24 protein-coding genes and 1 tRNA gene are annotated in these 22991 nt (G+C 64.0%); 11 read left to right on the plus strand and 14 right to left on the minus strand.

Annotated elements, in window-relative coordinates:
- Positions 1–14: 14 nt before the first annotated feature.
- Entirely contained in the window at positions 15–959 is a 945-nt protein-coding gene (locus tag JQ627_RS11500; protein ID WP_212484327.1) for an AEC family transporter, read from the minus strand.
- A gap of 511 nt (positions 960–1470) precedes the next feature.
- Between JQ627_RS11500 and JQ627_RS11505 the strand changes: the two genes are divergently transcribed.
- Positions 1471–1791 (plus strand): hypothetical protein, encoded by a 321-nt coding sequence (locus tag JQ627_RS11505; protein WP_212484328.1) that lies wholly within the window; start codon positions 1471–1473, stop codon positions 1789–1791.
- A gap of 434 nt (positions 1792–2225) precedes the next feature.
- Positions 2226–2903, plus strand: a complete 678-nt coding sequence (locus JQ627_RS11510; protein ID WP_014492079.1) for a ParA family protein — start codon at positions 2226–2228, stop codon at positions 2901–2903.
- Between the two features lie 75 nt (positions 2904–2978).
- Here JQ627_RS11510 and JQ627_RS11515 read toward each other — a convergent pair whose 3' ends face one another.
- The 6 genes from JQ627_RS11515 to trxB form a co-directional block, all read right to left on the minus strand.
- Positions 2979–3125, minus strand: coding sequence for a hypothetical protein (locus JQ627_RS11515; RefSeq protein WP_212484329.1), 147 nt, complete (start codon positions 3123–3125; stop codon positions 2979–2981).
- Positions 3126–3259: 134 nt separating this feature from the next.
- Entirely contained in the window at positions 3260–3409 is a 150-nt protein-coding gene (locus tag JQ627_RS11520; RefSeq protein WP_212484330.1) for a hypothetical protein, read from the minus strand.
- 165 nt (positions 3410–3574) lie between these two features.
- Positions 3575–3745 carry a hypothetical protein gene (locus JQ627_RS11525; RefSeq protein ID WP_212484331.1) on the minus strand — a complete coding sequence of 57 codons (171 nt, stop codon included), beginning with the start codon at positions 3743–3745 and terminating at the stop codon, positions 3575–3577.
- Between the two features lie 114 nt (positions 3746–3859).
- Complete coding sequence (locus JQ627_RS11530; RefSeq protein ID WP_212484332.1) at positions 3860–4768, minus strand: 4-hydroxy-tetrahydrodipicolinate synthase; 909 nt, start codon at positions 4766–4768, stop codon at positions 3860–3862.
- 448 nt (positions 4769–5216) lie between these two features.
- Positions 5217–6140 carry a LysR family transcriptional regulator gene (locus JQ627_RS11535; protein ID WP_027534296.1) on the minus strand — a complete coding sequence of 308 codons (924 nt, stop codon included), beginning with the start codon at positions 6138–6140 and terminating at the stop codon, positions 5217–5219.
- A 5-nt stretch (positions 6141–6145) separates the two neighbouring features.
- The gene (gene trxB / locus JQ627_RS11540) at positions 6146–7111 is read right to left on the minus strand and encodes a thioredoxin-disulfide reductase (protein ID WP_212484333.1); all 966 of its coding nucleotides are present in this window, start codon (positions 7109–7111) and stop codon (positions 6146–6148) included.
- Positions 7112–7376: 265 nt separating this feature from the next.
- Between trxB and JQ627_RS11545 the strand changes: the two genes are divergently transcribed.
- The gene (locus JQ627_RS11545; RefSeq protein WP_027547667.1) at positions 7377–7856 is read left to right on the plus strand and encodes an Lrp/AsnC family transcriptional regulator; all 480 of its coding nucleotides are present in this window, start codon (positions 7377–7379) and stop codon (positions 7854–7856) included.
- A 184-nt stretch (positions 7857–8040) separates the two neighbouring features.
- Here the strand turns inward: JQ627_RS11545 and greA are convergent, their stop codons facing one another.
- From greA to JQ627_RS11560, 3 genes are all read right to left on the minus strand, one after another.
- The gene (greA, locus tag JQ627_RS11550) at positions 8041–8514 is read right to left on the minus strand and encodes a transcription elongation factor GreA (protein ID WP_027547666.1); all 474 of its coding nucleotides are present in this window, start codon (positions 8512–8514) and stop codon (positions 8041–8043) included.
- 213 nt (positions 8515–8727) lie between these two features.
- Positions 8728–12192, minus strand: coding sequence for a carbamoyl-phosphate synthase large subunit (carB, locus tag JQ627_RS11555; protein WP_212484334.1), 3465 nt, complete (start codon positions 12190–12192; stop codon positions 8728–8730).
- 142 nt (positions 12193–12334) lie between these two features.
- The gene (locus tag JQ627_RS11560) at positions 12335–13504 is read right to left on the minus strand and encodes an MFS transporter (RefSeq protein ID WP_212484335.1); all 1170 of its coding nucleotides are present in this window, start codon (positions 13502–13504) and stop codon (positions 12335–12337) included.
- 115 nt (positions 13505–13619) lie between these two features.
- Between JQ627_RS11560 and JQ627_RS11565 the strand changes: the two genes are divergently transcribed.
- On the plus strand, positions 13620–13991 hold the full coding sequence (locus JQ627_RS11565) for a helix-turn-helix transcriptional regulator (protein ID WP_212484473.1): 372 nt from the start codon (positions 13620–13622) through the stop codon (positions 13989–13991).
- Positions 13992–14098: 107 nt separating this feature from the next.
- Here JQ627_RS11565 and JQ627_RS11570 read toward each other — a convergent pair.
- Positions 14099–14174: transfer RNA gene (locus JQ627_RS11570), tRNA-OTHER, on the minus strand.
- 54 nt (positions 14175–14228) lie between these two features.
- Positions 14229–14930 carry a class I SAM-dependent methyltransferase gene (locus JQ627_RS11575; RefSeq protein WP_212484336.1) on the minus strand — a complete coding sequence of 234 codons (702 nt, stop codon included), beginning with the start codon at positions 14928–14930 and terminating at the stop codon, positions 14229–14231.
- A 114-nt stretch (positions 14931–15044) separates the two neighbouring features.
- Between JQ627_RS11575 and JQ627_RS11580 the strand changes: the two genes are divergently transcribed.
- Positions 15045–15569, plus strand: coding sequence for a Dps family protein (locus JQ627_RS11580; RefSeq protein ID WP_212484337.1), 525 nt, complete (start codon positions 15045–15047; stop codon positions 15567–15569).
- Between the two features lie 117 nt (positions 15570–15686).
- Here JQ627_RS11580 and JQ627_RS11585 read toward each other — a convergent pair whose 3' ends face one another.
- Both JQ627_RS11585 and carA read right to left on the minus strand, forming a co-directional pair.
- Positions 15687–16208 carry a hypothetical protein gene (locus JQ627_RS11585; protein ID WP_212484338.1) on the minus strand — a complete coding sequence of 174 codons (522 nt, stop codon included), beginning with the start codon at positions 16206–16208 and terminating at the stop codon, positions 15687–15689.
- Between the two features lie 155 nt (positions 16209–16363).
- A complete protein-coding gene (carA, locus tag JQ627_RS11590) occupies positions 16364–17554 on the minus strand; it encodes a glutamine-hydrolyzing carbamoyl-phosphate synthase small subunit (protein WP_212484339.1) in 1191 nt (396 codons plus the stop codon).
- A gap of 146 nt (positions 17555–17700) precedes the next feature.
- On the opposite strand from carA, the gene JQ627_RS11595 reads away from it, so the two are divergent.
- The 6 genes from JQ627_RS11595 to JQ627_RS11620 all read left to right on the plus strand — a co-directional run bounded on the left by JQ627_RS11595 (position 17701) and on the right by JQ627_RS11620 (position 22991).
- Entirely contained in the window at positions 17701–18429 is a 729-nt protein-coding gene (locus JQ627_RS11595) for an alpha/beta fold hydrolase (RefSeq protein WP_212484340.1), read from the plus strand.
- Between the two features lie 33 nt (positions 18430–18462).
- Complete coding sequence (locus JQ627_RS11600) at positions 18463–18918, plus strand: GatB/YqeY domain-containing protein (protein WP_212484341.1); 456 nt, start codon at positions 18463–18465, stop codon at positions 18916–18918.
- Positions 18919–19156: 238 nt separating this feature from the next.
- On the plus strand, positions 19157–20299 hold the full coding sequence (locus JQ627_RS11605) for an epoxide hydrolase family protein (RefSeq protein WP_212484342.1): 1143 nt from the start codon (positions 19157–19159) through the stop codon (positions 20297–20299).
- 136 nt (positions 20300–20435) lie between these two features.
- Positions 20436–22046: an acyl-CoA synthetase gene (locus JQ627_RS11610; protein WP_212484343.1), complete on the plus strand. Its 1611-nt coding sequence runs from the start codon at positions 20436–20438 to the stop codon at positions 22044–22046.
- Between the two features lie 27 nt (positions 22047–22073).
- A complete protein-coding gene (locus JQ627_RS11615) occupies positions 22074–22541 on the plus strand; it encodes a MarR family transcriptional regulator (protein WP_212484344.1) in 468 nt (155 codons plus the stop codon).
- Positions 22542–22622: 81 nt separating this feature from the next.
- Complete coding sequence (locus JQ627_RS11620) at positions 22623–22991, plus strand: nuclear transport factor 2 family protein (RefSeq protein WP_212484345.1); 369 nt, start codon at positions 22623–22625, stop codon at positions 22989–22991.

A 22991-nucleotide genomic window follows, 5' to 3' on the forward strand; every position in this document is an offset into this window, starting at 1 on the left:
CGCGCGCAGTGCTGCTACCTCGCCCCCGCCACGATCACCACCACCACCGGCAACGTCACCGCCGCCAGCAGCGTCCCCAGCGCCACCGCCCCCGACACCGGGTTCACCAGCCGCTGATATTGCGCCGCGAAGATGTAGGCGTTGGCGCCGGTCGGCATCGCCGCGAACAGCACGATCACGCCGGCCGCGACCGGAGGCAGGCCGAGCAGCTTGGCCAGCACGAACGCCGCCGCCGGCATCGCCAGCAGCTTGAGCGCGCTCATCGCGGCGACGCTCAGCATCTCGCCTTTGACCTCGAACCGGAACAGATTGATGCCGAGCGCGATCAGCGCCGCCGGCGAGCCCGCCTGCGCGAGCAGCTCGATCGTCCGGTCGACGACGGGGTTGAGGCCGAGCCCCGTAAAACGCCAGACCACGCCAAAACCGATCGCCAGCATCAGCGGATTGCGCGCGAGATCCGCGAGCACGGGGCGGATGACCGACAGGACCGAGCCTGTCCGCTTGCGGCTGACAAGCTCCATCTGCAGGATGCCGCAGAGCCAGAGCAGCGGCGTGTTCACCGACAGGATCAGCGACATCGGGCCCGCGGCCTCGTTGCCGAGCGCCGAGAGCACGAGCGGAATGCCGAGCATCACGATGTTGCCGTAGACCGAGCCGATCGCGAACACGACGCCGTCCTCGCGGTCTTCGCGCCGTTCGCGCAAGCATGCCGAGATCGCCAGCGCCGCGATCCAGGTGACGGCGAGTGCGCCGTAATAGGCGCCCCACATCCGCCAGGGGCTGACATCGGGGAATTCCGACACGACGATGGTGCGGAACAGCAGGGCAGGGATCGCGATGCTGAAGGCGAATTCGGTGATGCCCTTGTGCGCGGTCTCGGAGACGAAGCGAAACAGCACCGACGCATAGCCGGCCGCGATCAGGGCGAACACCGGCGCGACGATCAACATTGTGGCCATGCGCCCCTCACCTCACGGGGACATCACACGACCACCCCACATCCTCGATCATGCCATCATGCCGCTGTTTTGCCCGACGTGTCAAATCGACTTCGTAAAATCCGCAGAGGTGGATTTTGCGAGGGATATCAAGACCCGGCCTACTGTGCATGGGGTTGTTTTCGCATTTTTTGTTGGAAGGGGCGGTAGGGGGCTCGGGTTGAGGGCCGGTCCGGCCAGTATCGACAAAGGGGAAAGCGGTGTAGCGCGGAGCCCTTCCCCACCCACAACTTGTCATCCCCCGCGAAAGCGGGGGATCCAGTACGCCGCGGCCTCTCGTGGAACGTTTGGCGTCTCTGGAATACTGGGTCGCCCGGTCAAGCCGGGCGACGACACCTGAGAGTGTAGCCGGCAGCCGGGCCCCCCGCCTGTTGCCGAGACCGCACACGTCCGAGCTTTCGCTTCACGCCTCGTTGCCAACGAACGCCCGTTCACCCACTATTCGCTTTGACTCGACACTCTGGGGGGATCGATGCCGGCGTTCCGCTTTCACAAATCCATGGCTGCTGCGATCTCGGGCATTGCTCTCGCCGTCCTGGTCCATCCCGGCGCGGGCTTCGCCTACACGCAGGAGGAGCAGCAGGCCTGCTCGCCGGACGCGATGCGGCTGTGCGGGGAGTTCGTTCCCAACGTCGACGCCATCACCGCCTGCATGATCCAGAAGAAGGCGCAGCTCTCGCCGCAGTGCAAAGTGTTCTTCCGCCAGGGACCCGAACCGGGCGAGGCCCGCGCCAAGAAGAGCACCAAGCCTTCGCAGAAGACGGCCAAGAAGAAGAAATCCAGCGAAAGCTGAGCGCGGGACCCCGCGTTCTTTCTTTGAAGCTCGTCATGCCAGGTCAACAGCGCGAAGCGCCGTCGCGTCGACGTGTCCCGTACGTGCGCTGCCGGCATCAGCTGCGTGCCAGCCTCCGGACTCCTTTTGTTCGCCTCGCCGTGCGGACGCCTGCGACAATTACCAGCGCGTTCGACGGAAAAGAGTCGCGGGAGGGTTTGCGCGGCGAGGTTGCATTCCGCTTTTTCCCGCGTTGCTGCCGAAAAAGCGCGGGATTGCCGGCATGAAGGGCGTTTCGTTGCAGTTTGTATCTTGGTCGTGCGAAGCAGTGTGACTCAAAAGCCAACACGTCTTGTTATTTCGTGACTCCGACGGAACTGCCGATAAATTTTTCTTTCCCGAATCAGCGCGGTGATTCATTTTCGTGGCCTGGGGTCAATCTGGAGGCGAAGGGTATGAACGTTATTGTTTTTGCATCGCGTAAAGGCGGCTCGGGCAAGAGTACCCTCGCCGCACATCTTGCCGCACAGATCAAGGCGAGCAAGCAGGTGATGCTCGTGGACGCGGATCCGCAGGGCTCGCTCACGCTGTGGCACAAGCTGCGCGGCACCAACGAGCCGCCGATCAAGCCTGCCGTGAACTCGGTCAGCGGCATCGTCTCCGCTGCCAAGCGCGACGGTTATGAATGGGTGTTGATCGACACGCCGCCGAACCTCTCGGCCGTCGTCGACGACGCGATCAAGAACGCGACCATGGTGGTCATTCCCGCGCGTCCCGGCGTGTTCGACGTCAACGCGGTGCAGGAAACGATCCAGATGTGCCGCGCGGCGCGCAAGCCGTACGCGGTCGTGCTCAACGGTGCGCCGGCGCGGCGCGACGAGTCCGAAAGCCCGATCGTCACCATCGCCCGCGAGGCGCTGGCGAAATTCCGCGCTCCGGTGTGGGGTGGCCAGATCACCAACCGTTCGGATCTGCTGATGGCGCTCAGCCACGGCGAAGGCGCGCGCGAGTATCAGGCCGAGAGCCGTGCGGCCCAGGAAATCGCAAGGCTGTGGGCGGCGATCGAGCGTTCAGTTAAGGCTATTCGCGGCACGGCGTCGGCATCCGGCGCAATGCACAAGCAGGCGGCATAATTTTCATAAATCATTCCCCGGACGGAAAACGCGCGGATGTCCGCGCGTTTTGCGTTTTGGTCCGGTGGAGACGAGTTACGCCACCATCAGCATGTAGAACACGATGACCGGCGACAGGGTCAGGATCACCGACCAGATGCCGGCGGCCCAGAGAATGTCCTCGGTGGTAAAGCTCTGCTGTCCGGCGTCGTAATGCGACGCCACTTCATTCTGAGTATTCACGAAACGCCCCTGCGATTTCTTCGCTTATGGACGCCAGTGATAGCCGGGATGTTTTAAGATTCCGGGTCGCAATTTCGGGCGCATTCGAACACAGGTGCTACCACGGATTAACCATCCCGGCCGCGGTGCGCGCGTCAGCCGACCAGCCAGACGCGAAACAGCAGCACCGGCATCAGGCCGAGCATCACCGCCCAGAACCCGAATGACGACACCACCAGAAGTCCCTGCAAGAGATCGGCGGGCGCGAATTGGCTCGCGGCCTTAGGCCGGGTGCGTTGTGCCATGGTTTTCCCCCTTCGGAAGACTTTGAATGAAAACGATAGGCGCGATTGCGTAAACGAGCCGTGGATGCGCCATGCGGCGCCTGCGAAGGGCATTCGCGCGAGGTTAACTACGGGGCACGTTCTTACCCTCCCCCTCCAGGGGAGGGTGAAGGACCCGCGCCGCCGCTAAACCCAGTCGCTGTATTTCCTTCTGATCTCGTCGATGTAGTCCGCACGCGATTTCACCTCATCCGCGGTCAACCCGATATCGCGCCGCAGCCAGTCGGATAACTCGCTCGCATATGAAACGCGTTCCCATGCCGCCTTCAGCGCATCGCGCCATTGGCGAATGTCCATAGGTCGATCTCTTTCCGGATTGTGATGTTGTCGAGCGGGCACGACGCTGCCTTCCCTCTCCCGCGCGGGGAGAAGGGGGTGCTAGCGTGAGCGTGAAGAGAGAAAGCGAAAGCGCTAGGCGGCGACTTTCATCCGCCGCTCGATTTCGCGATCGAGCGCGGCGGCGAGTTCGCTGCTCACTTCCACCATCGGCAGGCGCACTTCCGGGCTGTCGATCAGGCCGCACCGCCACAGCCAGTACTTCGCCGGCGCCGGGCTCGGCTCGGTGAACAACAGGCGCGTCAGCTCGGCGACCTCCTGCCAGTGCGCCTGCGCCGCGTCGTGGTTGCCTCGCTTCATCTCGGCATGCACGGAAGCAAACGTCGCGGTCTCGACATGGGCGGACAGCACGATGCCGCCGTCGGCGCCGTCGGTGAGCGCCTCAAGGTAGTTCGCATCCTCGCCGGTGAGCACGCGAAAGCCCTTCGGCCTGTCGCGCAGGAGCGCGATGGATTGCTCGCGGTTCGCGCCGCAATCCTTCAGCCCGACGATGTTCCGATGCTCGGCAAGCCGCAGCAGCGTCTGGTTGGTGATGTTGACTGAGGTGCGATAGGGGATGTTGTAGAGCGCGATCGGCCATGCCGCGTGATCGGCAAGGGCTTCGAAATGAGCCAGCAGCCCGCGCTGCGAGGGCCGCACATAATAGGGGCTCGCGATCAGATAACCGTCGATCGGCCAGTCCGCGGTCTCGTCGAGGCGTTCCTTCAGCCGCGAGGTGTCCGCGCCTGACAGTCCGAGGCAGATCGGCAGCGTGCGGCGCCCCGCCGCCATCTCGTCGCTCACGATGGCGACGAGGCGCTCGAGCTCGGCTGCGCGCAGCGTCATGCCTTCGCCGGAGGTCGCCCCCAGGATGAAGCCGTCGATGGCCTGTCCGCCATAGTGCCGTGTCAGCCGCCGCAGCGACCTCTCGTCGAGAGCGCCGTCGCGAAACGGCGTCACGAGCGGCAGCCAGAGTCCGTGCAAATGTTCTTCAAGTCCGGTCATGTTTCTTCTCCTTCTCGATAAAACCTGAGACGGAGGGCACATGAAAAAACCCCGTCCAGGCGGCGGGGTTTTCGGGATTTGGCTCGCGATGACGAAGTCTAGCTAGCGCGCGCAAAAATCCGAGGCCCCGGGATGGGGGCCTTTTTTCGAGACGATTGCGCACGACTTCGTGATCATTTGTAAATGATGCGGGGTATGCGTGGAACTGTCAATACACGCGGAACGCGATACCCGAATGGGACAGAAAAAAAGCCGGGCTCAAGCGAGCCCGGCTTAAGGTATTGGCCACGTGAGGCCGACACAATCACCTTCCAAGAGGGATTACTGAACTCCCGCGCCACTGGAGGAGGGGGACAAATGCGCAACGCGAAGGCTCAGCGTGCAAGCAGTATGGGCTTGACGAGCGCCATGCAGCAACCGTCCAAGCCGCATGTCAGACATGCGGAAATCAGGACGGCCAGCGCTGCGCCTTGCTCACCACGAAGTCGCGGAACACCTGCACGCGTGCGACCGTCTTCAACTCCTCGGGATAGACGAAATACGTGTCGAGTTGGATCGAATCCGATTCGCCGAACAGCTGCACCAGTCGGCTCTGTTCTTCGATCAGATAGTCCGGCAGCGCCGCGATGCCGAGGCCTTGCTGGCAGGCGCGGACGAGGCCGAGGATGTTGTTCACCCTGAAATAGGCCTCGCGCGGACCAGAGCCGTTGCGGCCGGCTTCGACCAGCCAGTTGCGGTTCTGAAGATGCGGCGCGAAGTTGCCGTCGGAGAGCGTGATGATGCGGTGGGAGTCGAGCTCCTCGAGCGTGCGCGGCGTACCGAAGCGCTTGATGTAATCAGGCGAGCAATAGGCGTGGAAGCCCATCGCGAACAGCTTGCGCTGGATGAGGTCCGGCTGCGTCGGCTTGCGGGTGCGGATCGCGACATCCGCCTCGCGCATCGACAGGTCGAGTTCCTCGTCGGTAACGATCAGCGAGATCCGGATCTCCGGATAGAGCGCAGTGAACTCGCCGAGCCGCGGGATCAGCCAGTTGATGCCGACGCCGGGCGTGGTGGTGATCTTGAGGTCGCCGCTCGGCCGCTCGCGGCTGTCGGTCAGCTTGGCGCGCGCCGCCTGGAGCTGCATGAACACGTCATGCGCAGTGCGGAACAGCAGGTCGCCCTGCTCGGTGAGGATCAGGCCGCGGGCGTGGCGGTGGAACAGCGAAACCGAGAGCTCCTGCTCCAGCGCCGAGACCTGGCGTGACACCGCCGATTGCGACAGGCCGAGCTGCTCGCCCGCATGCGTGAAGCTGCCCGCTTCCGCCGCCGCGTGAAACACCTTCAGCTTGTCCCAATCCATATCCGTAAATCCGTCGCGTGTTCGAGGCATGATCTTTATTCCGCTGCGGCGCGCTCGCTGGCGCGCAGGGCCAGGAAACGTTCGGCTTCGAGGGCTGCCATGCAACCGAGGCCGGCGGCCGTCACGGCCTGACGATAGGTCTCGTCGGCGACGTCGCCGGCGGCGAACAGGCCGGGCACCGAGGTGGCGGTCGAGTTCGGGGCGACCTCGACATAGCCCGACCGTTTCAGCTTGACCTTGTCCTTCACGAGCTCGGTCGCCGGCGCATGGCCAATGGCGATGAACACGCCGTCGGTCTTCACGTCCGTGAGCGCGCCGGTCTTGACGTTCTTCAGGCGCACATGGGTGACCTTGTTCGGGTTCTCGGTGCCGCAGATCTCGTCGACAGCTGAGTCCCAGACCACCTTGATCTTCGGGTGCTTGAACAGACGCTCCTGCAGGATGCGTTCGGCGCGGAAGTGATCGCGACGATGCACGATGGTGACCTGCGAGGCATGGTTGGTGAGGTACAGCGCTTCCTCGACTGCGGTATTGCCGCCGCCGACCACCACGACCTCCTTGTTGCGGTAGAAGAAGCCGTCGCAGGTGGCGCAGGCCGAGACGCCGCCACCCTGGAATTTCGCCTCAGAGGGCAGCCCGAGCCAGCGCGCCTGGGCGCCGGTGGCGAGGATGACGCTGTCGGCGAGATAGACGTCGCCGCTATCGCAGGTGAGGCGGAACGGCCGCTGCGAGGTGTCGAGCTTGATCACGAGGTCGGAGACGATCTTGGTGCCGACATGCACCGCCTGCTTCTCCATCTGCTCCATCAGCCAGGGGCCCTGGATCACGTCGGCGAAGCCGGGATAGTTCTCGACATCGGTGGTGATGGTGAGCTGGCCGCCCGGCTGGATGCCCTGGATCAGGATCGGCTCGAGCATCGCGCGCGCGGCGTAGATCGCCGCGGTATAGCCGGCGGGGCCGGAGCCAATAATGACGACCTTTGCATGAACAGGAGCGGACATTTCGATGGACGCCTTTCACGGGGGATTTGCAGCGCGGGCGCGGAACGTGCCGGGAGGCCTCGCGGAGGCGCTGAAATATCAGAGCTAATCTAAGCCTTCTGGTGAGCTATGCAAGAATTGCATTCCCTGTCGGCGGATTTTTCCAACAGGGAACAAAAGTCGATTGCGCTGCACGCGCAATAAAATTGCTCAATCGCTGCGAACTGGCTATGAGGATTGCGTCAAATCCATCGATACCGCCGCAAAGGCCAGGAGTTCCAATCACGTGTCGCGGAACCTAGACGAGATCGACCTGAAGATTCTCACCGAGATCCAGGCCGACGGTCGAATCACGAATGTCGAGCTGGCCAAGCGCGTCGGCATCTCGCCGCCACCTTGCCTCCGCCGCGTCCGGGCGCTGGAGGAGGAGGGGTATATCCACGGCTATCGAGGCCTGCTCGACGCCCGCAAGCTCGGCTTCGACGTCACCGTGTTCGCCGCCGTGCACCTGTCCAGCCAGGCCGAGGCGGATTTGCGCGCCTTCGAGGAGTTCGTCCGCGCCGAGCCCCTGGTGCGGGAATGCTGGATGCTGTCGGGCGAGGTCGATTTCATCCTGAAATGCGTCGCGCCCGACATGGCCACCTTCCAGGATTTCGTCACCCACCTGACCGCGGCGCCCCATGTCCGCAACGTCCGGACCTCGCTGGTGCTGCATAACTCGAAATACGAGGCTGCGGTGCCGCTGGACGTGAAGGGAAGAAGGTAGGGGGCTCTTCGTCATTGCGAGCGTAGCGAAGCAATCCACTCCGCGGAAAGATTCTGGATTGCTTCGCTGTGCTCGCAATGATGCATGGAGAGAGCGCGAACCCCTCACATTCCGAGCAACACGCCGAAACAAGGAGGCCGCGCAATGCGCGGCCTCTTCAAAACGTCATCGCAGCGGCAAATCCTTACCGCCACTCCACCTTGGTGATCTCATACGCCTTGGCACCGCCGGGGGCGTTGACCTCGACGGTCGAACCCTTCTTCTTGCCGATCAGCGCGCGCGCGAGCGGCGAGGTGATGGAGATGCGGCCCTTCTTGGCGTCGGCCTCGACCTCGCCCACGATCTGCCACACCGTCTTTTTCTCGGTGTCCTCGTCGACCAGCGTCACGGTGGCGCCGAACTTGATGGTGTCGCCGGACAGCTTGGATATATCGATGATGTCGGCGCGCGCGAGCTTGTCTTCGAGCTCGGCGATGCGGCCTTCATTGTGGGACTGCTCTTCCTTCGCGGCATGATATTCCGCGTTCTCCGACAGGTCGCCGTGCGAGCGCGCTTCCGCAATATGCTCGATGATGCGCGGACGGTCCTCGGACTGGCGCTTCTTCAATTCTTCCCCGAGCGCGGCAAATCCGGCCGAAGTCATCGGAACCTTTTCCATCGTCTCTCTCGTCCTTCGATCGTGCGCCCCAGAACGCGGATGGGCGCCGCAACCTTGATTCGTCAGTCTTTTGGAGCCCAACGCATGGGCCGCCGGAAGCCGACAGATATGGGCTTGGCAACGGAACAGAACAACCACAATGGCCGGGCAGTTCCTCCGGCCATTCTGGCTTCATTGCCAATCACTTAGCGGGGGCTTCGCCACCGCTAGCGATCAGGTTCCCGAAAAGTAGCTCTGCAGGGTACGAACCTCAAGGTCCCCGCCCAGATAGGCGCGGATGCCCTGCGCGGCCGCCACGGCCCCGGAAAGAGTGGTGTAATACGGCACTTTATGCAAGAGGGCCGCGCGCCGCAGCGAACGGCTGTCGGCGAGCGCCTGCGGGCCTTCGGTGGTGTTAAGGACGAGCTGGACGTCGCCATTGGTGATGGCATCGACGATGTGCGGCCGTCCCTCCAGCACCTTGTTTACCTTCTCGGTCGGGATGCCCTGGTCGGTCAGGAAGCGCGCCGTGCCCGATGTCGCCAGCACCTTGAAGCCGAGCGAATGCAATTCGCGAACGGCCTCGGCGATGCGCGTCTTGTCGCTCTCGCGAACCGAGACGAACACCGTGCCCTTGCGCGGCACCCGCGTGCCGCCGCCGAGCTGGCTCTTGGCAAATGCCACCGCGAAGGAGCTGTCGATGCCCATGACCTCGCCGGTCGAGCGCATCTCGGGGCCAAGCACCGTGTCGACGCCGGGGAAGCGCGCGAACGGAAACACCGATTCCTTGACGCCGACATGCTTGAAGTCCGCCTTCTTCAGCTTGAAGTCCGCGAGCTTCTCGCCGGCCATGATGCGCGCCGCGATCTTGGCGACCGCCGTGCCGACCACCTTGGCGACGAAGGGCACCGTGCGCGAGGCGCGCGGGTTGACTTCGAGCACGTAGATCTCGCCGTCCTTGATCGCATACTGCACATTCATCAGGCCGACGACGTCGAGGCCGAGCGCCAGCTCACGCGTCTGCCGCTCCAGTTCCTCGATCATCCTGGTATCGAGCGAGTGCGGCGGCAGCGAGCAGGCGCTATCGCCGGAATGGATGCCGGCTTCCTCGATGTGCTCCATGATGCCGACGATGAAGGTGTCCTTGCCGTCGCAGAGGCAGTCGACGTCGATCTCCGTTGCATCGGACAGATAGCGGTCGAACAGCAGCGGGTTCTTGCCGAGCACGGTGTTGATCTGCCCGGTCTTGTCGTTCGGGTAGCGCGCCTTGACGTCGGCCGGCACCAGCTCCGGCAGCGTGCCGAGCAAATAGTCGCTGAGCTGGTTCTCCTCGCGGATGATCTGCATCGCGCGGCCGCCGAGTACGTAGGACGGGCGCACCACCAGCGGCAGGCCGAGATCAGTTGCGACCAGGCGCGCTTGCTCGACCGAATAGGCGATGCCGTTCTTCGGCTGCTTCAGCCGGAGCTTGTCGAGCACGCGCTTGAAGCGGTCGCGGTCTTCGGCAAGGTCGATGGCGTCGGGCGAGGTGCCGAGGATCGGCACCTCGGCAGCTTCCAGCGCACGCGCCAGCTTCAGCGGGGTCTGGCCGCCGAATTGCACGATCACGCCATGCAGCGTGCCGTTGGTGCGCTCCTTCGCGATGATCTCCAGCACGTCTTCGGCGGTGAGCGGCTCGAAATAGAGCCGGTCGGCGGTGTCATAGTCGGTCGACACCGTCTCGGGGTTGCAGTTGACCATGATGGATTCGTAGCCGGCGTCATGCAGTGCGAAGCAAGCGTGACAGCAGCAATAGTCGAACTCGATGCCCTGGCCGATACGATTGGGCCCGCCGCCGAGGATGATGACCTTCTTCTTGTCCGACGGCGTGCTCTCGTCCGCGGGCGCGCCCGCAAACGGCGCCTCATAGGTCGAATACATGTAGGCGGTCGGCGACGCGAACTCGGCCGCGCAGGTGTCGATGCGCTTGTAGACAGGGCGGACACCGAGCGCGTGGCGCTTCGCCGTCACGTCAGCTTCCGTCGTCTCGGCGAGCACAGCGAGCCGGGCATCGGAGAAGCCCATGGCCTTGAGCGTGCGCATGCCGAAGGCGTTGCCCGGCAGGCCGTTCTTCCGGACCTTCTCCTCCATGTCGACGATGCCCCGCATCTCGCTGAGGAACCACGGATCGATCTTGCAGGAGTTGAAGATCTCATCGTTGGTCCAGCCGAGCCGCATCGCCTGCGCGACCTGGAGCAGCCGGTTCGGCGTCGGCGTGCCGAGCGCGGCACGGATCGCGTTCTTGTCGTCGTGCTGGCCCAGCCCCTCGATCTCGATCTCGTCGAGCCCCGTGAGACCGGTCTCCAGCCCGCGCAGTGCCTTCTGCAGGCTCTCCTGGAAGGTACGGCCGATCGCCATCACTTCGCCGACCGACTTCATCGACGTGGTCAGCGTGGTCGATGCGCCCGGAAATTTCTCGAAGGCGAAGCGCGGAATCTTGGTGACGACGTAGTCGATGGTGGGCTCGAACGAGGCCGGCGTGGCGCCGCCGGTGATGTCGTTGGCGATTTCGTCCAGCGTGTAGCCGACCGCGAGCTTGGCGGCGACCTTGGCGATCGGAAAGCCGGTAGCCTTCGAGGCCAGTGCGGACGAACGCGACACGCGCGGATTCATCTCGATCACGACCATGCGGCCGTCTTCGGGATTGACGCCGAACTGCACGTTGGAGCCGCCGGTCTCGACGCCGATCTCGCGCAGCACCGCCAGTGAGGCGTCGCGCATGATCTGATATTCCTTGTCGGTCAGCGTCAGCGCCGGCGCGACCGTGATGGAGTCGCCCGTGTGCACGCCCATCGGATCGAGGTTCTCGATCGAGCAGACGATGATGCAATTGTCTTTCTTGTCGCGCACGACCTCCATCTCGTACTCTTTCCAGCCGAGCACGGATTCTTCGATCAGCACTTCGTTGGTCGGAGACGCGTCGAGACCGCGCTCGATGATGTCGAGGAACTCTTCCTTGTTGTAGGCAATGCCGCCGCCGGTGCCGCCCATCGTGAATGAGGGGCGGATGATTGCGGGCAGGCCGATCTCGGACAGTGCCATCAGCGCCTGGCCGAGCGCGTATTCCTGATAGCGCTTGCGGCGGTCGCTTTCGCCCAGCGTCCACTGCCGCTCGAGTTCTGCAAGCTCCGCACCGGACGCCTTCGCGCGCTCCGCCTGGTACTTGTCGCGGAAGGACTTCTTCAGCTCGGAGGCGTTGGCGAGCCGCGATTTCGGCGTCTGGAGCCCGATCTTCTCCATGGCGTTGCGGAAGAGCTGGCGATCCTCGGCCTTGTCGATCGCATCCGCGGTGGCGCCGATCATCTCGACGTCGAACTTTTCCAGCGTGCCTTGCCGGCGCAGCGACAGCGCGCAGTTCAGCGCGGTCTGCCCGCCCATGGTCGGCAGCAGCGCAAAGCCGCCGGGAATGACGTGACGTTCCTTCTCGATGATCTTGGCGACGATTTCCGGCGTGATCGGCTCGATATAGGTCGCGTCGGCCAATTCCGGGTCGGTCATGATGGTGGCCGGATTGGAATTGACGAGGACGATGCGATAGCCCTCTTCCTTCAACGTCTTCACCGCCTGGGTGCCCGAATAGTCGAACTCGCAGGCCTGGCCGATCACGATGGGACCGGCGCCGATGATCAGGATGGTGGTGATGTCTGTACGTTTGGGCATCAACTCTCGCCGGACTGGATTTTGGGCACAAAAAAAGGGCGCGCTTGCCGCGCGTCCCTGAGCCGAGAGCGCGGGGGTCTCCCTCGCGCGCGGGTGGGTCTTAGACCAGATTCCGGGGCGGCGAAACCCCGAAAAACGCCCATCAACCGGCAATTTTGACGGGTTTTGGCCGTGCGTGCCAGCCACGGGCGAGATGCACCAGAAGCGAGGCCGCAACGCTCGATCCGCCGATCCAGCCGAGGTCGTTTGGCGAGAGGGTGGCCAGCACCGCGCCGCCCAGGGCACCGCCGATGGCAAAGCCGAGATACATTGAAGAGGCGTTGAGCGAGAGTGCGATCATCGAGGCCTGCGGCTCAATCCGGATGATGCTGGCGATCTGGGCTGGATAGAACGCCCAGCCCGAGATGCCCCAGAGGAAGATCGCGCCGAGCACCGCATAATGAGCCTGTCCGGGCATCAACTTCAGGACCAGCGAATGCAGGATCAGGGCGCTCGCCATGCCGGCGAGCCCGAGGCCTGCGGTGGCGAACGTCCCGAGCCGGTCGGCCAGGACACCGCCCAGCATGTTCCCGATCGCGGCGGCGCCGCCGAACACCAGCAGCGCGAGGCTGATCTGCGCGGCGTCGAAGCCGAGGCTGCGCAGCGGGACTGCGAAATAGGTGAACACGGTGAAGCCGCCGAGCCCCCATAAAATCGTGATCAGAAGCGCGATCAAGACATGGCCGTGACGCGCCACCGCCAGCCGCTCGCCGAGCGAGGCGGTGTTGCGGGGCAGGCCGCGGGGCAGGCCAAGCAGCAGGCCGGCAAGTGCAACCGTGCCGATCAGGGCCACCATGGCAAAGGTCGCGCGCCAGCCGAGCAGGCTGCCAACGAGATTGCCGAGGGGAACGCCGATGACGGTCGCAACCGTGAGCCCCGAGGTGACCAGCGCCACCGCGCGGCCGCGCCGTTCGGGCGCGGCGACGGCGACCGACACGGCGAGCGCCGTCGGCATGCACAACCCGGAGCCCAGAGCCATCAACATGCGCGAGGCCAGCAGCAGGGCGTAGTTCGAGGCCACCATGGCAGCGAGGTTTCCCGCGATGAAGGTGGACAGCGCCAGCGCCAGCACGGTGCGGCGGTCGATGTTGTTCAGCGTCACCGCCAGGATCGGCGAGCCCACGGCATAGGTGAGGGCGTAGGCGGTGACCAATTGGCCGGCGGCCGAGACGGAAATCGTGAGATCAGAGGCGATCGACGGCAAAAGTCCTGCAATGACAAAGCCTTCGGTGCCGATCGCGAAGGCCGAGAGGGCCAGCCAGAACACGCTCATTGGACAATATCCCTATGTTCAACGTTTATTGAACTATTGAACGTGCGAGCCAGATGAGTCAATTGGTTCAAGAACTATTGAACATTGCGGCCGCTTTGCTATGATTCCCCGGGTCATGAGCCGCGCACCTCTCCATCCCACCCGCGAGCAGATCGAGCTGCCGATGGTTCTGGATTGCCTCAGCGATCCGATCCGGTTGGCCATCGTCTATCAGCTCGCCCAGCAGGAACGTGTCAGCAGCGAACTCTGCTGCGGCGACTTCAGCGGCCTTTCCGGCAAATCCAACCTCGCCTACCACTTCGCCAAGCTGCGCGAATGCGGCCTGATGCTGACGCGCGTGGCGGGAACCAATCGCTTCATGCGGCTGCGCCGCGAGGATCTGGATGCACGCTTTCCGGGGCTGCTCGATGCTGTACTCAGCTCCGCGGCCAAGGATGCCGACCGGCTTCAGCTCATCGCCGAGTGCGATGTGACTGTTGCGGGTTGAAGCTGAGACGATTGTACGCCACGCCCGACTTCGCCCTTCGGGCTTCGTCGATGCAGCCTTCGCGACGAAAGGGCTCGCCTGGCCGAAGCGGCGTCAGCCGCGAAGGCTGGAGACCCGGCCTGGATTTGAACCAGGATGAAGAGCGTTGCACCGCCCTCGCGTAGACGCTTCCGCCACCGGGCCGCGGCGATCTTTACCGATTGGCGTGTGACAAGCCACCTCGGCCAATCGTTATGCTTAACGAACCAGAGGCGGCCGCGCCATGAAGGTCATGCGCCAGCGATTATGGCCGATATTGGTGTGGGCGCGCTGGACCGCGAAACCGGCTGCGGTCAGCTTGGCGACGATCTCGTCCTCGCTATAGCGCTGAAGCCCGATGCGCGTGCGGAGATGACGGTAATCTGACAGCGCAGTGCTGATCAGCCCGACCAGCGCGTCCTTCAGGAAGCCGTGTCGCAGGCCGAAGCTGAGTAGCGCCATCACATCCCTGAACATGCCCACGTTGGGCTGCAAGATATCTCCGAGCACGAGCTTGCCGGACGGGGTCAGCAATCGCCGGATATTGATCAGCGCGGCATCGAGCTCGTCCGGCGCCATATATTGCGCGACCGAGTTCATCACGACGAGGTCGATGGATTGATCCTGCATCTTGCGGACGTCATCGAGCGAGCGGACCCGGATTTTTGTATTCGGGGCAAAGCGCGCGATCAGCCGGCCGCGCACGCCGGGGGCCGGCTCAGCGAGAATCAGCTTGCCGCAGGCCGCGGCGACCTGGCTCGCCGACAGCGCCTCGCCGCAGGCATAGTCGAGCACCGTCGCCTCGGGCGATGCGATGTAGCCGATGATGTCCCGCGCGATGATCTGGAAGTGCAAATCGCGATGCAGCTTGCTGACATAGATCGTATGCGTGGAGTCGTAGTAATCGATCCAATCGTCCATGGTATTTCGTAGGTCCCGGCCAAACGGTTCCTGTCAAGGAACCGGCGCTGCCCGCCTGCGTTAGGGGTGCGGCGGCGCGCCGTCAATGTCCGCGTCCTAACAGGAAGGTTTCCCGTGAGCAAAGCCCCCACCAAGGTCTCGCCCGATCTCGATACCCCCACCGATCTGTCGCCCGATGGGGTCAAGAAGGTCTCTGAGGCGCTCAACGCGCTTCTGGCCGACGCATTCGCGCTCTATCTGAAGACCAAGAATTTCCACTGGCACATCAGCGGCCGGCATTTCCGCGACTATCATCTGCTGCTCGACGAGCAGTCCGACCAGATCTTCGCCACCACCGACCAGCTCGCCGAGCGCGTCCGTAAGATCGGCGGCGCCACGCTGAAGTCGATCGGCCAGGTCGCAAAGCTCCAGACCATCAAGGACAACAACGAGGACTACGTCCCGCCACGCGAGATGCTGCGGGAGCTGATGCAGGACAACAAGCACGTCGCGGCTGCGATGCGCAAGGCGCACGACGTCTGCGACGACGCCGGCGACGTCGCCAGCGCCAGCATCCTCGAAAACTTCATCGACGAGACCGAGCGCCGGACGTGGTTCCTGTTCGAGGCCACCCGCCAGGAAGGCGGCAACGAGGCGTAGGGGTACCCTGCCGTAGGGTGGGCAAAGGCGCGCAAGCGCCGTGCCCACCATCTATCCTTGCGGCTAATATTGGTGGGCACGCTCCGCTTTGCCCACCCTACAGCGCCGCGCTTGTCGCTACCGCCACAGCCTCATCAAAGCTCCATCCCTGCCCGTCACCGGATCGGCTGGCGGCAGCGCGACCTCGGGAATCGTCTTCAGTGCCCTGGCGTGGTTCGCTGGCGTTGCCCGCGTCACCACCATCTTCGATCCCGGCGGATAGGCGCCGATGATGCAGAAATCGTCGCTCGCCCTGATGCACTGATGTCCAGTGCCGGCCGGCAGGATCGCGACGTCGCCCGCCCTGATCTCCAGCTCCTGGCCATGATCGCCGCCGAAGCGCACGCGAGCACTTCCGCGCGCGACGCCGAGCGCCTCATGCACCGTCGCGTGATAGTGCAGATAGTCGTAGACGCCGTTGCGCCACGTGCCGCCCCAGCCATTCGCTTCGAACAGGTTTTCGATGGTCTCCTCGGGACGCCCGGAATCGAGCTTCACCGCACCCTGATAGACCAGGAAGGGAAGGATGTTGTTCGGCACGAGCCCGTCATCTTCGAACACGATGGCGAGTGGCTCGGCATTGTCGCGGACGGCGGACATGGCAGGGCTCCTGCGTGAGCGTAGCAGGAATCAACGAGGGGCGTGAGACGACGTTCCTCGCGTCCGGGCGAACCGCAGCGGCGAGCCCGGAATGACAAGAGCCCGGGTCAAGGCCCGGGCTCGATGTCGTCGAGGCAGTTGCAGGAGAGCCAGCGTTACGCGCTCTTCTTCTGCCGCATCAGATCGGCGAAGCGCTGAAACAGGTAGTGCGAGTCGCGCGGACCGGGCGAGGCCTCGGGGTGGTACTGCACCGAGAACACCGGCTTGCCGTCGAGCTGGATGCCGCAATTGGAGCCGTCGAACAGCGAGATGTGGGTCTGCGTCGCGCCCTTCGGCAGCGTCGCCTCGTCCACGGCAAAACCGTGGTTCATCGACGTGATCTCGACCTTGCCGGTGGTCTCGTCCTTCACGGGATGATTGGCGCCGTGATGGCCCTGATGCATCTTCTTGGTCTTGGCGCCGACGGCGAGGCCGAGCATCTGGTGGCCGAGGCAAATCCCGAATGTCGGCGTGCCCGACTTGATGACGTCCTTGATGACAGGCACCGCATATTTGCCGGTCGCGGCCGGATCGCCCGGACCGTTGGACAGGAACACGCCATCCGGCTTCATCGCCAGAATGTCTTCGGACGAGGTCGTCGCCGGCACCACCGTGACCTTGCAGCCGACGCCGGCGAGCAGGCGCAGGATGTTGCGCTTGATGCCGTAGTCGATGGCGACGACGTTGAACTCCGGCTTCTCTTGTCGGCCAAAGCCCTTGTCCCACAGCCAGGGCGTCTCGTCCCAGGTGAAGCGCTGGCCGGAGGTGACCATTGGCACGAGGTCCATGCCCTCGAGGCCCGGCCATTCGCGCGCTTCTTCCTTCAGGCCATGCAGGTCGAACTCGCCGGTCTTGGAATGCGCGATCACGGCGTTGGGCATGCCCTTCGAGCGGATCAGCGCGGTCAGCGCGCGGGTATCGATGCCGGAAAGGCCGATGATGCCGCGTGCCTTCAGCCACTGGTCGAGGTGCTTGGTGGCGCGGTAGTTCGAGGGATCGGTGATCGCGGTGCGCAGGATCACGCCGCGCGCGCCGGGCGTCGCGGCCATGTTCACCGTCTCGATGTCCTCGTCGTTGGTACCGACATTGCCGATATGCGGGAAGGTGAAGGTGATGAGCTGGCCGGCATAGGAGGGATCGGTGAGGATCTCCTCATAGCCGGTCATCGCGGTGTTGAAGCAGACCTCACCGACGGCGTGGCCTTCGGCGCCGAGACCGAAGCCTTCCAGCACAGTGCCATCGGCGAGCACGAGGAGCGCGGTCGGTTTGTGGTCCGGCCAAGCGGGATCGTTGTCATGTTGTGTCATGAGCCCGGTTCATAGTCCGGGCCGGCGCCGCCGTCAAAGCGGAGAAGCGCCGATTCACATGCGTTTTTGCATATTTGACAGGTCCCCTCAGGCACTTAAGCTTGGCAGAATAATTTCCGGCATTTTCCGGGGCTTGCGAGGCAATAATGGATCAGACCACCCCGCTTCTGCTGATTCCGGGGCTGGCCTCCTCGGCCCGGATCTACGCCCCGGTCATCCCCGCGCTCTGGCGGTTCGGGCCGGTGATGATTGCCAACCATATCCGCGATGACAGCATGGCGGCGATCGCGGCCCGCGTGCTGAGCGAGGCCCCGCCGCGCTTCGCGCTCGCCGGCCACTCCATGGGGGGCTACATCGCGCTCGAGATCATGCGCCAGGCGCCCGAGCGGGTTTCGAAGCTCGCGCTGATCAACACCCAGGCGCGGCCCGACACGCCTGAGGCCACCGCGCGCCGCCGCGGCCTGATGGAACGCGCAAGGCGCGGCGAGCTGCGCGCGGCACGCGAGGAGATGTTTCCCGAACTGGTACATCCCTCGCGCCGCGACGATGCCGGCATTCGCCAGCTCGTGCATGAGCAGGGCGACGACGTCGGTGTCGAGGGTTATCTCCGCCAGCAGACCGCGATCATTGCACGAGTGGATTCACGGCCGACGCTCGCCACGATCAAATGCCCGACGCTGGTTCTGACGGGCGATCAGGACAACACGATCCCCAACGCGTTCTCAAGGGAGATGGCGGAGGGCATTGCCGGCGCGAAGCTGGTTGTTCTGAAGAATTGCGGACACCTGCCGCAACCGGAGCAGCCCGAGGCGACGACGCGGGCGCTGGTCGAATGGCTGGGAACCCCGGTTGTCTCGGGGCCGCGAACGGCCTAGATCAGGCGTCGGATATTCGAAGGGATCACGATCATGCTGCGCGACGACATCAACAATGCGGTCAAGGAGGCCATGAAGGCCAAGGACGAGCGCAAGCTGTCCACGCTGCGCATGGTCAACTCGACCATCAAGAACGCCGACATCGAGGCCCGCGGCAGTGGCAAGCCGCCGCTGAGCGATTCCGACCTGCTCGGCGTCTTTCAGAAGATGATCAAGCAGCGCCAGGAATCGGTCGAACTCTACGACAAGGGCGGCCGTGCCGAGCTCGCAGCCCAGGAGCGCGAGGAGATCGCAGTGATCTCGGCGTACTTGCCGAAGCAGATGTCGGATGACGAGGTGAAGAAAGCGATTTCGGATGCGATCGCCGAAACGGGCGCCGCCGGCATGAAGGACATGGGCAAGGTGATCGCGGTGTTGCGCGCGAAGTACGCCGGCCAGATGGATTTCGGCAAGGCCAGCGGCCTGGTGAAGGCGGCACTGACGGGCTGAACTCTTACCCTCCCCTGGAGGGCCCTGGAGGGGGAGGCGCGATTGCGCGAAGCGCGAGCGGGGTGGGGTGATCTCTCCACTCGGGCACCGCTTGTGTGGAGAGACTGTCACCCCACCTCGGTTCGCATGTCGCTTTGCTCCATGCAAACCGATCCTCCCCCTCGAGAGGAGGATGGGCACCTTTGTTGCCGCGTTCATTCGGTCTAGTCTTTCGGCACAAACAATCGGAGGGCAACCGATGACCGGCGCCATCAAACCGTTTCGCATCGCCATCAACGACGACATTCTCTCCGACCTCAAATCGCGTCTCGCCCGTACGCGCTGGCCGGAGGCGGAACTCGTCGACGACTGGAGCCAGGGCGCGCCGCTGAAGTGGATCCGGGAGATCTGCGCCTATTGGGCTGATGGCTACGACTGGCGGGCGCGTGAGGCGAAGCTCAACCGCTTCGAGCAGTTCACCACCGAGATCGACGGGCTCGACGTCCACTTCATCCACGCGCGCTCGAAGGAGCCGTCGGCGCTGCCGCTGATCATCACCCATGGCTGGCCCGGCTCCATCGTCGAATTCCAGAAAGTGATCGCGCCGCTGGTCGATCCTGCCGCGCATGGCGGCAATCCTGCGGATGCGTTTCATGTGGTGTGTCCGTCGCTGCCGGGCTTTGGCTTCTCCGCCAAGCCAAAGACCACCGGCTGGGGCGTCGACCGCATCGCCGCGACCTGGGCGAAGCTGATGGATCGGCTCGGTTACGCGCGTTACGGTGCGCAGGGCGGCGACTGGGGTTCTGCGGTGACGACATCGCTGGGCGCGCAGGACGCCGAGCATTGCGCCGGCATCCACATCACGCTCGCCTTCAACGCGGCGCCAAAGGTCGAGGGCGAGCCGACGGCGGAGGAGAAGCGGGCACTCGCCGGCCTCAAGCATTACGTCGATCTCGATTCCGGCTATTCCAAACAGCAGTCGACGCGCCCGCAGACGCTCGGCTATGGCCTGACGGATTCGCCGAGCGGGCAGGCGGCCTGGATTCTGGAAAAATTCTGGGCCTGGACCGATTGCAACGGCCATCCCGAAAACATTTTTGACAAGGACGAGCTGCTCGACAACGTCATGCTCTATTGGGTGACGGAGACGGCGACCTCCTCCGCACGGCTCTACTGGGAGAGTTTCGGCAGGCGCCGAACAACCCCGGTCGTGAAGGTGCCGACCGGCGTCGCCGTGTTCCCCAAGGAGATCATCACGCCGGTCAGGCGCTGGATGGAGCCGAACTTTCCCAACATCATGCACTGGAGCGAGATGGGGAAGGGCGGGCATTTCGCCGCATTCGAGCAGCCGGAGCTGTATGTTGGCGACGTCAGGAAATTCTTCCAGACGGTGCGCCGTTAGGGGATGCCTCCGCATCGTCATGCCCGGGCTTGTTCCGGGCACCCACGCGCTTAAAGTGGTTGCCAAGCAAGAAGAACGTGGATGGTCGGGACGAGCCCGGCTATGACGCTGAGAGTACGGGAAACGATCCAAGCCCATGCTGACCGAAGCCAAGACCTACGACGAGCTCTACCGCAATTTCCGCTGGGACATTCCGGCACGCTTCAACATGGCGGAGGCGTGCTGCGACCGCCATGCCGATGGCACCGGCCGCCTTGCGCTGGTCTATGTCGACGAGAACGGCGCGACCACGCGCACCTCCTTCGACGAGGTCGCGGAGATGTCGCGGCGCTTCGCCAATGTGCTGAAGGCGGACGGGCTCGTGCGCGGCGACTGCGTTGCGGTGTTCCTTTCGCAGTCTCTCGAATTGCCGATCGCGCATATGGCCGCGTTCCGCTCCGGGCTGATCTCGATCCCGCTGTTCGCGCTGTTCGGCGAGGACGCGCTGGAATTTCGGCTGTCGAACTCGCAGGCGAAGGCGATCATCACTGATGAGGCGGGCTGGGAGAAGCTCACGAAGATCCGCGATCGGCTGCCCTATTTGCAGGACATCTATATCACGAGCGGCGCCGTGCACGCCGGCGCAAAACCGTTCTGGTCGGCGATCGAAACCGCGTCCGAGGACTTTGCGACCGTCGACACCGCGGCCGACGATCCCGCCCTGATCATCTACACATCGGGCACGACAGGCAATCCGAAGGGCGCGCTGCATGCGCATCGCGTCGTGCTCGGCCACCTGCCGAATGTCGAGATGTGCCACAACTTCCTGCCGCGCCCCGGCGATCTGATGTGGACGCCGGCGGACTGGGCGTGGATCGGCGGCCTCGTCAACGGCCTGTTCGCATTCTGGTACCACGGCATTCCGCTGGTGGGGCATCGCGCGCGAAAATTCGAGCCGCAGGCGGCGATGGAGATGATGGCCGACCTCGGTGTCCGCAACGTCTTCCTGCCGCCGACGGCGCTGAAGCTGATGCGGCAGGCTGGCGTGAAGCATCCGGGCGTCAAGCTGCGCAGCATTTTCACCGGCGGTGAATCACTCGGCGGCGAGCTGCTGGGCTGGGTGCGCGAGACTTTTGGCATCGATGCGCATGAAGTGTTTGGCCAGACCGAGTGCAACCTCGTGATCGGCAGCAACTCCAACCTGTTTCCGATCCGCCCGGGTTCGATGGGCAAGGCGACGCCGGGCTTCGACGTCCGCATCGTCGACGACAAGGGCGAGGAGCTGCCCACGGGGCAGCGCGGCATCATCGGCGTGCGGCAGCCATGCCCGTGCACGATGATCGAGTACTGGCGCAATCCGGACGCGACGACGAAGAAATATGCCGGCGAGTTCCTGCTGACCGGCGATCTCGGTATTCAGGATGAGGACGGCTATTTCTGGTACGTCAGTCGCGAGGACGACGTTATTACCACCGCTGGCTATCGCGTCGGTCCGTCCGAGATCGAGCACACGCTGATGAAGCATCCCTCGGTTGCGATGGCGGCGGTGGTCGGCATCCCCGATCCGATCCGAACAGAATCGATCAAGGCCTGGATCGTGCTGCGTCCCGGCTTTGCAGCGAGCGACACGCTTGCGCGCGAGATCCAGGAATTCGTGAAGGTGCAACTCGCCGCCCACGAATATCCGCGCTTCGTCGCGTTCGCGGAGACGCTGCCGATGACGGCCACGGGAAAGGTGCTGCGGCGCGAGCTGCGGGCGCGAGGTTAAAGTCTTCCAATTCAGCGTAATCAGCCAATGCCAAAGACGTCTCAAGCCGCGGGGCTTCACCGCGCCTCACTTGCGAAGCTGCACGAACTGGATGCGGCGCTGGAGCTCATGTATTACGGTTGGCGCGGGATGACGCTCGAGGCCGACGAATATCTTGCGAAGCAGGGCCTGTCGCGTCCGCACCATCGTATCCTCTACGTGGTGGCGCGCCGGCCCGATATCGCGATCGGCTCGCTGATCGAGATCCTCGGCATCTCCAAGCAGGCCCTGAACAGGCCGCTCAACCTGCTGCTGGATCGCAAGCTCCTGACGTCGAAGCGAGCACCCGAGCAGCATCGCTCCAAGCTGCTGCGCCTGACGGGCGCTGGGCAACGCATCGAGCAAAAGGCATCGGACCACGAACGCAAGGTCCTACGCGAGGCGTTCGATCGCGCCGGGGCGTCGGGTGCGGCGGCATGGATGGCCGTCATGGGGGCGATCGCCGACAACAACTGACGATCCGTCAAGTCAACATAGTTGACATGAGGGGCGAGCTTTGCCACTTTCCTGACCAACGAGCCAGGGGAGGGTTCCGCCATGAGCGGATGGAGAATGGATCGCGCAGCCGCTGAGCGCTTTGTCGCGGCATGGTGTGCGAGCTGGTGCCGGGTCGACATCGACGCGGTCGTCGCGCATTTTGCCGACAATGCGCAGATGCGCAGTCCTCTGGCGTTGACGCTGACCGGTTCTCCGGTCGTCACCGGCGCCGAGAACATCCGGGCCTATTGGCGCGAGGCCTATGGCCACATCGAAAGCGCCGACCTGAAGATCCAGAGCTGGAGCTGGGACGAGGCGATCGCGCGCCTGACCGTGTGGTGGCAGCTCGGCGACACGCGCGCCAGCGAGTTCATGGATTTCGACGATGCGGGCCGTGTGGCGCGCAGCGAAGCCTTCTACGGAAAATGA

It is taken from the genome of Bradyrhizobium liaoningense (assembly GCF_018130785.1).
In the GTDB taxonomy this organism is placed as follows: domain Bacteria; phylum Pseudomonadota; class Alphaproteobacteria; order Rhizobiales; family Xanthobacteraceae; genus Bradyrhizobium; species Bradyrhizobium liaoningense_A.